Origin of the sequence: Clostridium sp. CCUG 7971, assembly GCF_017590215.1 — a bacterium.
Taxonomy (GTDB): domain Bacteria; phylum Bacillota; class Clostridia; order Peptostreptococcales; family Peptostreptococcaceae; genus Faecalimicrobium.
The window spans coordinates 1-12,307 of record NZ_JAFFPK010000081.1 but is presented as its reverse complement, the minus strand read 5'-3'; the positions used below and the strand labels follow the sequence as shown (position 1 = coordinate 12,307).

Here is a 12,307-nt window from a genome sequence, read left to right as displayed (position 1 = left end):
AAAGATTTTTTGGTAACCTTTTTATATACAAAATATTACAATATAAAATATAAGTTATAATGTGGTATATTAATATATATAAAATAATTAAAGGCGTTTATAATATGGAAATAATGATTGTGGATGTTTTGATGGTGGTAACGATAGTTTTGGAGATTTTTAATAAATTTCTAAATATTAAATATGGCTATACAATATAATTTGCATAAATAAGAGTGCATAGAGGGTATGAAATAAGGAGGAATAATGAATTATATTTTATCAATTTTGGGGCATTGGATATTTTCAGTAGTAGGTCTTATATATATTTATACTAAAAGAGAAGAAAATGAAGATAACTTAGGATGGAAGGTAATAGGTTTTTATTTGCTAGGGTCATTTAGTTTAAATTTTAATACACAAAGTGTCTCTATTATATTGCCAGCAGGATTTTGTTTTTATTATTTTATAATGAGAAATAGGCCTAGATTGAATAAGATAACTAAAAAGAGAGTAGCTATATTTGGAGTTATAATGCTTTATGCAGGAGTGCTTAGTGGGGTAATTTATGAAAAAATAGAGAATAGAAATCATTCTATAATAACTAATAATAATAGTATTGATTATATAAAAAAAGATTGGAATACTATAAAAGATAGCTTAAATATAGATTATTCTGAGATGAAAGATTTTAATTTAGGATATAAAAAAGATGGTAGTATAGAAAATCTATATTATAGTGTATTGGGTAATGATAAACAATATCATATAACTTTTTATCCTGAAGGTGGAAAATATGATGTATATGCTGACAAAATAAGAAATGAAAATGAAATGGATATGTTTGATGATGATAGAGTTAATCTAAATACTGATCAATTTATGGATATAATAGAAAATACAAAATTTGAAAAATATGAAGAAGCTGATAGTTATACTATTAAATATAGCAACCATATTTATACAGATACTTTAGAGGACAAAAAAATATATGAAATAAATTATGATGACTATTCTACAAAAGAACTTATTTCAAAAAATAATATATACAAATATAGCCCTATAGTATATGTACCTATGAAAAAAGTAAGTGAAGGTTCTTCTGATAGTATAAGCGTAGATCAATATTTAGTATACTATAATTATAGTGAAGAAGAACATAATGATATAGCTATGTATGAAGGTAAAGAGATTATAATAAAAGATATAAAAAAAGATATAAGCAAAGTTATTACAGACTCTTACGATGTAGGAGCTATAATAAAAAATATGAAAGATAGCAATTGGGTTGAAGTTAAAGATATAAATGTAAGTCTTGAACCTGATTTATTTATAAAAGATAATGAAGGTAATGTAATTGGATTATGTGAAAATGAAAGCTTTGCAAGGCGAGATTTAGATGGTATTAGTGTATGGTATATTGTTCCATCTGACTTATATAATGATATAAAATCATTTCTATATTAATATAAAAAAGCTACTTAAAATTAAGTAGCTTTTTATTTTAGACATTATAGTTACAAGAATTAGCTAAGTGATCTAATTTGAATTTTGGATAAATAGGCTTAGATTTCCAAACAGAACTTTTAAGCATATATTCTTTATATTCTTCAGTATTTTCTTTAAAATATTTATTTATAGATAATTGAAGTATATCTTCTTTGTTACTAAAATTCATATAGTCTAAATAAGAATTTTTTATATCAGGATAGTTTATAATTAAGTTATTAAACTTGCTTTCTACAGTTCTTAAATCATCTAATAGTTTTTTAGTTCTTAAATCAATTTCTTCATTTATATAGTTAAAATCGCTAGAACTATTAGTTAAATCAGACATAACTTTGTATTGAATATTTTTTATCTTTCTGTTTAATGCAATTGATAAAAAGAATAGCTCCCCTAATTGCTTTTCTCTTTCATTTTCACCTTTTAATAATAATCTAATTGATGATAGATCCTTTTGAGAGAATACTGTAAGCTGAGTTCCTTTGTTAAATACCATCTTCAATGGATATTTTAGATCCTTAGAAGTTATTGATTTTTTTAAAACTCCATTTTCAACTATAAAAAATTCTTCATTTTTATAGATTGCAAAATTTTGCCCATAATTATAATAAAGCGTTTTACAAGGCACAGCATCTCCAAATTCAAATGATATTAAATCTTCATTACTTTTTACAACTTCATCATCAATTAATATCGGATAATAAAAACATTCAAATCTCATTAGGTATCCCCCTAAACTTATTTAGTAATTTTTTATCTATATAATAATTATAGCTATAAAAAATATTTTTGTGGTATTGCAGTAGTAATATTTAAAAATAAAATAATTAATATGAAATGCTTAAAAATACATCTAATTTAATATCGATTTAAGAGCTATATAATTTTTTTATATGGGTGAGTGAGATTGAAAAAATGGGGTAATTATGATAAGGTACTTATTAGTGAAAATTATACTCAAATAAGAACTGATTACTACGGGAGGATTAAAATTGAATATTTTTGTAAAAGACAAAGAATTTTATAAAAATGTAGCAGCTATAAGCATACCAATAGCTCTACAAGGTCTTATAAATGTTGGGGTAAGTATGACGGATACAATGATGCTTGGATCATTTGGTGAAATAACACTATCTGCTGCATCACTTGCAAACCAATTCTGTTTTATATTTTTAATAATAAACTTTGGATTAGGCGGAGGAGCAGGAGTTTTATCTGGACAGTTCTGGGGAAAAAAAGATACAAAATCTATAAATAAAGTATTATCAATACTTATAAAGGCTAGTGTGTTATTTGCACTGCTATTTTTATTTTTAGCACAAGCTTTTCCAGAAACTATAATGTCTATTTATACTAAAGAGACAGCAGTTTCAAATCAAGGTATGATGTATTTAAAAATAGTGTCACTTTCATTTATATTCCAGGGAATATCAACTACTGTGAATATATTATTTAGAACAGTTGGAAGTGTAAAAGTTGCATTATTTGCATCCATATCTTCATTTTTTGTAAATGTATTTTTAAACTGGGTTTTAATATTTGGTAATCTAGGTGCACCTGAACTTGGAATCCAAGGTGCTGCAATAGCAACATTAACAGCAAGAATAATAGAATTTAGTGTTATAATGATATACTTATTTAAAATAGATAAAAAGCTTAACTTTAAATTTAAGTATTTATTGCAATTAGATAAAGAATTACTTAAAAACTATATAAGAGTAGGTGGTCCAGTTTTAGTAAGTGACTTAATACTTGCAATAGGGCTTAATATGGTTTCTGTAATAATGGGTAGAATTGGTTCTGACATGGTTGCAGCGAACAGTATATCAAGTGTTGTTTTACAATTTACGAATGTATTTTTAATGGGTGTATCTAATGCAAGTGGAGTTATAACAGGAAATACAATTGGTCAAGGTCAGCACAAGCTAGCTCAAGAAAGAGCTGTAACATTTTTAGCGATGTCTATAATATTAGGGCTTAGCTCTGCATTCTTTATATTTATACTTAAAAATGTAATTATAGATTTTTATAATATAAGCAATAATACCAAACAAATGGCAATACAACTTATGAATTCTACTTCATTTTTAGTAGTGTTTATGTCAATATCATCACTTCTTACAAAAGGAGTACTTCGTGCAGGAGGAGATACAAAGTTTTTAATGATAGCTGATATATTATTTTTATGGACTGTATCAATACCACTTGGAGCAATAGCTGGATTAGTATTTAAATTGCCAGCAGGAATAGTATTAATATGCTTAAAAATTGATGAGATTATAAAAGGGCTTTGGTGTGTAGGAAGGCTATTAAGTAAAAAGTGGATAAGAAGTGTTGATGAAGAAGAACAATGTAAATTAATTATAGAAGAGTTAATAATGCCAGAATAATTGAAATTGCCCATTCTTATATATTTTATATAAGAATGGGCAATTTTATATTATAAATAATTAGATTTATATAAGTCTAATTAAATAGATCGATTATATCCTTATCAGATAAAGTTTTTAGTAAATTACCGTTTGATAAATCTCCATTAATAAATTCATTAATAAGTTCATTTTTACTTTCCTGAAGTTTTACGATTTTTTCTTCAATAGTTCCTTTAGCAATAAGTTTTATAACTTCAACAACATTTTTTTGGCCATATCTATGTGCTCTATCACTTGCTTGGTTTTCAACGGATGGATTCCACCAAGGGTCAAAGTGAATTACCACATTAGCACTTGTAAGATTAAGACCTGTTCCACCAGCTTTTAGTGAAATTAAAAATACTTTATTTTTATCAGTTTCATTAAATTCATTTACCAAAGATAATCTTTCTTTAGCAGGAGTAGATCCATCTATATAAGAGTATTTTATATTATTGTTACTAAGTTCATCTCCAAGATTTCTAAGTACAGATGTAAATTGAGAGAACAATAATATTTTATGTCCATTTTCTATATAATCATTTAAAAGCTCAATTGTAGTTTCTATTTTTGAACTTTTGCTACTGTAATCTTTAAGAAGTACTCTAGGATCAAGACAGAGTTGTCTTAATTTTGTTAAGTAAGAGAAGATTACTATCTTATCCTTTTTAACATCTTTATCAATCATTTTTTCTTGAATATCCTTAACATAAGCACCATATATTTTCTTTTGATCTTTATTTAGTTCAACAAAGAATTTTTTCTCTATTTTATCAGGTAGCTCTTTCATAACTTCAGATTTTGTTCTTCTAAGTATAAATGGTTTTATAAGTTTTTTTAGATTATAAGTATTATCTTCATTATTAATAAATAGTTCATAAAATCTTTTTCGAGAATATAAATATCCAGGCATAATAAAATCAAATATTGACCAAAGCTCGAGTAAGTTATTTTCAATAGGAGTTCCTGTTAAGGCAAATCTTACTTTAGCATTTATGCTTTTAACAGCTTCAGTACTTAATGCTACTGGATTTTTTATATTTTGTCCTTCATCAATAATACAATAATCAAATGTTTTATTTAAATAGCTGTCTAAATCGTTTCTTAATGTACCGTATGTAGTTATAATAACATCTACATTTTCTAAATTTTCTAAAGCTTTATCACGTTCTTTTTTATTTCCATGAATTAAAGAAACATTCATATCAGGTGCAAAGATTTCAAATTCATTTTTCCAATTATAAATAAGTGATGTTGGAGTGATTATTAAACTTATTTGTGATTTATCTTTTTTTTCTTTTTTAGATAATAAAAATGCTATGGTCTGTATTGTTTTACCAAGACCCATTTCATCAGCTAAAATTCCCCCGAACTCATAATGATCAAGAGTTTTAAACCAATTAAGGCCACTAATTTGATAATCACGAAGGGTTGCATTTAAGGATTTTGGAATATCAAAATTTATATCATCAATATTTCTAAATCTATCACAAATATTTTCAAGATGTTCAGTACCTTTTACAAAGTCTAAATTTTTAGAACTCAATACATCATTTATGTATAAACCTTTACTAGCATGAACTCTTGTGTTTTCAATATCATTAATTAGGTCTAAGTTATCTATTAAATCAAAGAAATCTTTAGTTTCCTTTTGAGCTAAATTAATAAAACTACCGTCCTTTAATTTATAGAATTTACTTTTTTCTTTAAAAGCAAGTAGTATATTTTTATATTCATGTTTGTCAATGTCAGAAATACTAAAATCAAAATCTAAATAACCATCAATACCACTTCTAATGTTTGCTTGTATTGATGAGGAGTTATAGACTTTCTTAGATTTAAATTTATCAGAATAATATACCTCACCAATATCTTTTAGGTTGTGAATTTCCTTATCTAAGAAATTAAATAAATGTAAATCACTTTCTTTAAATACATAAGTATCACTTTCTCTTACAAAACCAAAAGATATTAAAATATTAGCGATATCTTTTTCTTTGTCTTTATCTGGAAGAATAAACTTTTGACCGTTTTCATCATTATATACAAACTTTAAATCACAAATAGTATCAGAATGTTTAAAATCAAAATAGAATTCTACTTTAAAATCGCTTATTATATTATTTTTTATTTCTTCATCTAAAACTACATTTCCAGAGATTTGCTTTAATTTAGGAACAAGATGACCTAAAAGACCAACCATATCTTCTTTGTCAAATACTACAGTTTTAGTTTCATTTAGTATTTCATAGATTTTTTTATAATTTAGAGCATCCTCATTATTTAATAAATAAATATCTTCTTCATACAAAATAACATCACCTTTACTGGTTAGGGGGATAGGCATATCATTTTGGGAAGAAAGAGCTATTTTATTATTTAGTTTCTTAAAATCAAAATTAATAGGAATTAAATTTTCATTTATTTTAGGTTTATAAATTTCTTCTTTATAATTAAAAGTGAAATCTTTATTTTTTAAGGACTTAAGAAATCTTTTTAATCCACTTTCACCTAAATCTAATATTTTAGGATTAATAGTCGAATTTATATGTGGATGATAGTTACAACCATATTCTTCTATAATATCGACTATTGCCTCATCTATATTTGAAAAATAATGATTAATAGGATCGTAAGTAAAGTTTTTACCGTAGTCTAGTGTAGAAGTAGATATTCTAGAGTTTGAAAAATCCTTTAAACTTTTTAATACATACATTTTATCAGTTCCTATTTTAAAATCAGCATGTACATTACCTTCATTTATAGTCAAATTAACTTCTAGATTGACTTGTTTTTTATAAGTGTCATTAAAAAACTCCAAAAGCTTTTTATCAGGTGTAGAAGGATATATTTTAGGAGGTTTTTCATCTTCGAACTTTGTAGTAATATTTCTAACAAGATCTTTTTTAGCCATTAAAATAGCTGAGATAGAAGTTGCAGCTAAATGTTTGCATATAAATAATTTAGTACCTGTGTTTCTTGATCTAAAATCTTCACAGGTACATCTTCCGCCGATTATTTTTAAATTTATAGGATCTATTGATAGTGTATTTGTATAAACTTCATTGTTAAATTCAGACTCTAAAACTCCTTCAAGAGTTATTATATTTTCATTTATATTAAAACTGACATGATCAACTAATTTTTTATTATAGTACCTTACACCCCTATTCCATCTAGGGATATCTGTATTTACTTTTATTAAATCTAGTAACTTATTATAGTCCAATTATTTCACCTTACTCTCATTTTATATATAAAATATTATAGTCGATATTAAGTGCAATTACACAAAAATATTTTATCTATATTATATAAATATTTTTATAAGTAATAAAAATTGCCAAATTACAGGAACAATTAATAGGCTAATACTAATACTATAATATTAGTGTACAGTCTAAAATTTATAATTATAAGTACAGTAAATAAACAAGATAAGTTATATATTAATACGAAAAATAGGGAGATGGAAATATGAAACTATTAATACTTGATAGCGGACATACTGAATATGTATCAGGAAAAGAAGCACCTGATAAATCTATGAAAGAATGGGAATTTAACAATGATATGCAATATAAGATTAAAGCTATAGCAGAAAAACAGGGAATAGAGGTATATTTAACTAATCCAAATCCAGATAAGAAAAATGAAATAGGTCTTACTAGAAGAGCTCAACGTGCAAATGATTACTGGATATCAAAAGGAAAGCCAGATGCATTATTTTTTAGTATTCATTCAAATGCTTATGATTCAAAATTTAATGCAGCAAGAGGAACTGAAACATATTATGCTTCTAACGCAAGCCAAAAATCTAAAGATGCAGCAAGAGATATACAAGATGAAGTGTATAAGGCAATGAGATCAATAGATAGTGAAGCGAAAGACAGAGGAGTAAAAGTTGCTGACTTTACTGTAATTTACAAAGCTTTAATGCCATCAGTGCTTGAAGAATATGCTTTTTATACTAATAGAGATGATTTAAAAATATTAAAAAATAACAGAGATGAATTAGCAAAAGCAACAGTAAAAGGTATTTGTAAATATTTTGAAATACCATATAAAGAGGTAGGAGGAAATCCACCATCACAATCACAAACTCCGGGTTATGATGTGTATGAAAATTGTATAGTTTATAAGGGAGATGTAGATAAAAATATAGCTAATATTTTAGGTTGGGGATTAAAAGACTATATTATTGTACCAATGAATGAATATAAAGAAGGTTTAGGTAAAAAAGTCTTTGTAGTTGGTGCTGCCGCAAATGATATAGAGGGAGATGTTGAATTACAAGGAAATGATAGATGGGGAACTTTAAATGCAGTATTAAATTATTTAGGTAAGTAGAATTAAATAATTCAAATAAAAGCAGAGTAAAATAATTTTACACTGCTTTTTTATTATGTATATATATTAAACAATATTTGGGAAAACTTATGTTATAAGGAGTAGATGCCAAATGAATAACTTAGTATTAACTTTACTATCGATAAATAAAGTAGGAAAAAAGACTACTACTAATTTCATAGAAAAAATGCAGAATATGCCTAAAAATGAAGCAGATATAGTAGATATGTTTGTAAATATGAAGATAGATAATAATCGGATTGTAGTACCAAAATTAGAAGAGGTAAAAATAGCAAGGGAAAAATCACAATGTATAATTAGAGAATCAAAAATAAAAAGTATTAAATTTGTAGACATATTAAGTAATAATTATCCGAGTCATTTAAGATATATACCTAATGCACCAGTGATATTATTTTATAAAGGAAATTATGAAAGTATTATAAATAAAGATTGTGTAGCTGTCATTGGAAGTAGAAGTGCAGATGAAAAAGGATTAAAATCATCATATAGACTAGGAGGTATATTATCAAAGGAAAATTATAGTATAGTTAGTGGATTGGCTTTAGGATGTGATGAAATGGCGCATAAAGGATGTCTAGATGTGGGTGGAAGTACTATTGCAGTTATGCCTTGCGGTCTAGATAATGTATATCCCAAAGAAAATTATAACTTAGCAGAGAAAATTTTAAATAATAAAGGGTGTTTAATAAGCGAATATCCTGTTGGATATAAGTCTTTTAAAAATAGCTTTGTAGAAAGAGATAGAATACAAAGTGGATTAAGTTTAGCAACAATAGTAGCACAAAGTGATGTAAATTCGGGTACTATGCATACTGTAAATTTTACATTAGAACAAAATAGAATTTTAGCTTGTTTAGATATGAAATCTTCTTTAAATAGAAAAATAATAGATGAGAATAAAGGGGTTGTAATTGGAAATGACTACGACATAAGTGAGATTAATAAAAAAATAAAAGAATATAAAAATAATTATATAATAAGAAAACCTATTAATTAAATTTATTTTATGATATATTATACTTTGCATTTATGAGAATTATGTAATATTTTGTAGAAGATAAAAATTGCATAAACGAAAGGAAGTATAATATGGAACCTATAAGAATAAAACCGGAAGAATTTAAATTAATTAATTTTATAAATTACTATAAAGATAACTCTGAAGAATTACTTTTAGAATTTCCAAGCTCTATATCAAGAGTTTGTTTAATAGATAAAGACTATATGGATGTAATAACTTTTGATGAGGATTATGAAGATTTAGAAGAAGCTAATGATTATATAAGCTTATTATTAGATGAAGAATATTCACTTCATTTTACTATAGGGAAAACTTATGAAAGTTGTGAAAAAATAGAATTTATAGATGGAACAAAATATAGTATGAAACACTATGCACAAGATTTATATGAAGATTCTAACAGTATAAAAGATATAGGTGAACTTAATCTAGACTTAGACCATTTAGTAGGATTATTATTTGATTTTGCAGATGATGAAATAATTATTTCTGTTACAAACTTTGAACATGGAGGAGGAATAGGAACTCCAAGAATTCAAGAAGTTGAAGATAGTGGAGACTTAGAGGAAGTTATAAAAGCACTTATAGAAAGATTTAGCAAATAAAGTTTATATGCAAATATTATTTAACATAATAATATCTGTATCTATATAATTATCAAATACATAGGAGGATGAAATGGAAATATTAAATCAATTTTTAAAGAACTTATGTGGAGAATTTAATAATAATAGGCAGATTGAAGAAGAATTAAAGGTTGGAGAAGTAAAACATCCTAAAGCAAAGCATATAAATGCTATTTGTAACAATAAAATAAGTAACTTACCAAAAGATTTTAATGGATATTTTGTTATAGAAGAGAGTTATTATGATTTAGGTAATAGAAAGAATATATTACCTCATTTATTTTTATTTACATTAAATGAAGATAACAATGTAGTATTAACCTCATACGAATTACCAGAGGGAGTAAGTAAAGAAGATTTTAGAAATAATAATGATAATTTATTTATGGATTATAGTGAATTAATTAAATCTGAAAAATTTACACCAATGGTGTATAAAGAAGAAAATGGAGTATTTCATGGAGAAAGTGTAAGTGAATTTTCGCCAGGATTTACTTTTACATTAAAAGAGAGTACTGAAAGCGACCGATTAATAGTTAGCGAAGTCTTTAGAAAGAATGGAAAAATTACTTTTGGATTTGTAGATCCTATAGTTTATGATAGAGTTAAATAATAATTTGCAAAAAAATTATAAAAAATGTTTTAATATTAAATTCTGGTGTATATATATAATGATAGCTTATACAATTAAAAACACAGGAGGAATTTAATATGATAAAAATATGTTCAATGTGCTCAGGAATAAGTATAGATGAGTTAAAAGCGCGTTTAGGTGGAGAAGTTGAAATAGAAGACGGATGTATATATGAATGTGGATCAGAGCTTACAGCATATTCAGGTGAAGAATTAATAACTGCTGATTCAGAAAATGAATTAATTGAAGCTCTTAAAAAAGCATAATTAGTAAATACTATTTTGAATACTTGCCATTTTTAAAATATGTATTATTTTATAAAAGGTATTACCATAAATTATGGTAATACCTTTTTAAATTATATAAATTTACATCATTCTTATTTATACTCTGCACCAGCATCAACTTTAGTAACTTGAACAGCTACCATTTCTTCATCGTTGCTGTTTGTTATTTCATGCCATTCATCACGTTTTATAAATAAAGTACATCCTACGCATACATCATGAGATTTATCTCCAACAGTCATTTTACCATGGCCTTTTAAGAAGAAAAATATTTGTTCTCCATTTGGATGTTTGTGCATTTTAAGTACTTGACCTGGTTTGAAGTAATAAACTTCAGATGTCATGTCTTCTCCTGCAAATACAGGTATTTTTGGAACTGCAGCATCATTATATTGAGCTAAAGATCCATCTAGTAAATGTTTATGATTAGATTCCATTATATAAATCTCCTTTTAAATTTATTGTAATATTAATTACCTTTTTATTTTGCCTAAGAGATTAAATTTAATTCTAAGAAAAAATTATCAATTAAAAATTTTTTATAAAAATAGATTTATGCTATAATATAGCAAAAACATGAAATAAAAATTAGTATGAATTTAGAAATGGAGTTCACTATGAAAAAGATATCAATAGTATTAGTTATACTTTGGATGGGGGTTATATTTTATTTTTCAAACCAACCTGCAACAGTATCTACAATTCAATCAAACAAAGTTATACATGCTTTAGATAAAATATCAGAAGATAGTGTATTAGGAAATATTTTACATATATTATATAAATCAAAAGGCGCATCTTTTATAATAAGAAAATCTGCACATATGGTATCTTATGCAATGTTAGCTGTATTAAGTTTTATAATGGTATATGCTCATAAGTCACATATAAGAAAATCTTTTATTTATGGTTTTTTAATAACATTTTTATATTCAATAACTGATGAAATACATCAGTTATTTATTCCAGGTAGAGCAGGAATGATTCAAGATGTTTTAATTGATTCTTTGGGAGCGGTTATAGGACTAAGTTTAATTACATTAATATATAAGTTAATTATAAGAAAAAATAAATAAAGTATAATGTCATAAACTATATAAAGTTTTAAATAGTTGGAGGAATATTATAATGTTAGAAATCTATAATTTTTTTGTTTCAGTAATATCAATTATAATTACAACTTCATCAATAGTTTATATTAAAGGTACAATAGACTATATGGTAAGTATTTTAAATCGTTTTGTTTATAGCTATGAAAATAATATGAAATTATGTGTTGAGGTTTAAAAAAATAGCCTAGAATAAAATAAAATGTACCCTTTGTAAAGGACAATAATAAAAATACACCACTATGAATCAAGATTACTTCTGTATTGTACAGGAGTCATCTTCTTTAAATTCCACTGATATCTATAATTATTATAGTACTCCATATATTCAGCTATCTCTCTTTTAACTTCCTCTAGATT

13 protein-coding genes are annotated in these 12,307 nt (G+C 25.5%); 9 read left to right on the top strand and 4 right to left on the bottom strand.

The window, feature by feature from the left end:
* The first annotated feature begins 246 nt into the window (after window positions 1–246).
* Window positions 247–1,446 carry a hypothetical protein gene (locus tag JWF52_RS11050; RefSeq protein ID WP_208333619.1) on the top strand — a complete coding sequence of 400 codons (1,200 nt, stop codon included), beginning with the start codon at window positions 247–249 and terminating at the stop codon, window positions 1,444–1,446.
* Between the two features lie 37 nt (window positions 1,447–1,483).
* Here the strand turns inward: JWF52_RS11050 and JWF52_RS11045 are convergent, their stop codons facing one another.
* Window positions 1,484–2,206, bottom strand: coding sequence for a hypothetical protein (locus JWF52_RS11045; protein ID WP_208333618.1), 723 nt, complete (start codon window positions 2,204–2,206; stop codon window positions 1,484–1,486).
* Window positions 2,207–2,477: 271 nt separating this feature from the next.
* Between JWF52_RS11045 and JWF52_RS11040 the strand changes: the two genes are divergently transcribed.
* A complete protein-coding gene (locus tag JWF52_RS11040; protein ID WP_208333617.1) occupies window positions 2,478–3,875 on the top strand; it encodes an MATE family efflux transporter in 1,398 nt (465 codons plus the stop codon).
* A gap of 76 nt (window positions 3,876–3,951) precedes the next feature.
* On the opposite strand, the gene JWF52_RS11035 is transcribed toward JWF52_RS11040, so the two are convergent.
* Window positions 3,952–7,125, bottom strand: coding sequence for a DEAD/DEAH box helicase (locus JWF52_RS11035; RefSeq protein ID WP_208333616.1), 3,174 nt, complete (start codon window positions 7,123–7,125; stop codon window positions 3,952–3,954).
* Between the two features lie 248 nt (window positions 7,126–7,373).
* Between JWF52_RS11035 and JWF52_RS11030 the strand changes: the two genes are divergently transcribed.
* The 5 genes from JWF52_RS11030 to JWF52_RS11010 all read left to right on the top strand — a co-directional run bounded on the left by JWF52_RS11030 (window position 7,374) and on the right by JWF52_RS11010 (window position 10,817).
* Window positions 7,374–8,246 (top strand): N-acetylmuramoyl-L-alanine amidase family protein, encoded by an 873-nt coding sequence (locus JWF52_RS11030; RefSeq protein WP_208333615.1) that lies wholly within the window; start codon window positions 7,374–7,376, stop codon window positions 8,244–8,246.
* Window positions 8,247–8,358: 112 nt separating this feature from the next.
* Entirely contained in the window at window positions 8,359–9,267 is a 909-nt protein-coding gene (locus JWF52_RS11025; RefSeq protein ID WP_208333614.1) for a DNA-processing protein DprA, read from the top strand.
* A gap of 92 nt (window positions 9,268–9,359) precedes the next feature.
* The gene (locus JWF52_RS11020) at window positions 9,360–9,896 is read left to right on the top strand and encodes a hypothetical protein (protein WP_208333613.1); all 537 of its coding nucleotides are present in this window, start codon (window positions 9,360–9,362) and stop codon (window positions 9,894–9,896) included.
* 73 nt (window positions 9,897–9,969) lie between these two features.
* Window positions 9,970–10,530, top strand: coding sequence for a hypothetical protein (locus tag JWF52_RS11015; protein WP_208333612.1), 561 nt, complete (start codon window positions 9,970–9,972; stop codon window positions 10,528–10,530).
* Window positions 10,531–10,628: 98 nt separating this feature from the next.
* Complete coding sequence (locus JWF52_RS11010) at window positions 10,629–10,817, top strand: hypothetical protein (protein ID WP_208333611.1); 189 nt, start codon at window positions 10,629–10,631, stop codon at window positions 10,815–10,817.
* A gap of 113 nt (window positions 10,818–10,930) precedes the next feature.
* On the opposite strand, the gene JWF52_RS11005 is transcribed toward JWF52_RS11010, so the two are convergent.
* Window positions 10,931–11,275, bottom strand: a complete 345-nt coding sequence (locus JWF52_RS11005; RefSeq protein WP_208333610.1) for a cupin domain-containing protein — start codon at window positions 11,273–11,275, stop codon at window positions 10,931–10,933.
* A gap of 180 nt (window positions 11,276–11,455) precedes the next feature.
* Between JWF52_RS11005 and JWF52_RS11000 the strand changes: the two genes are divergently transcribed.
* Both JWF52_RS11000 and JWF52_RS10995 read left to right on the top strand, forming a co-directional pair.
* Complete coding sequence (locus JWF52_RS11000; RefSeq protein ID WP_208333609.1) at window positions 11,456–11,914, top strand: VanZ family protein; 459 nt, start codon at window positions 11,456–11,458, stop codon at window positions 11,912–11,914.
* A 52-nt stretch (window positions 11,915–11,966) separates the two neighbouring features.
* On the top strand, window positions 11,967–12,125 hold the full coding sequence (locus tag JWF52_RS10995) for a hypothetical protein (protein ID WP_208333608.1): 159 nt from the start codon (window positions 11,967–11,969) through the stop codon (window positions 12,123–12,125).
* Window positions 12,126–12,187: 62 nt separating this feature from the next.
* Here the strand turns inward: JWF52_RS10995 and JWF52_RS10990 are convergent.
* The coding region (locus JWF52_RS10990) for an IS3 family transposase (RefSeq protein ID WP_208333640.1) at window positions 12,188–12,307 on the bottom strand (120 nt) is incomplete at its 5' end.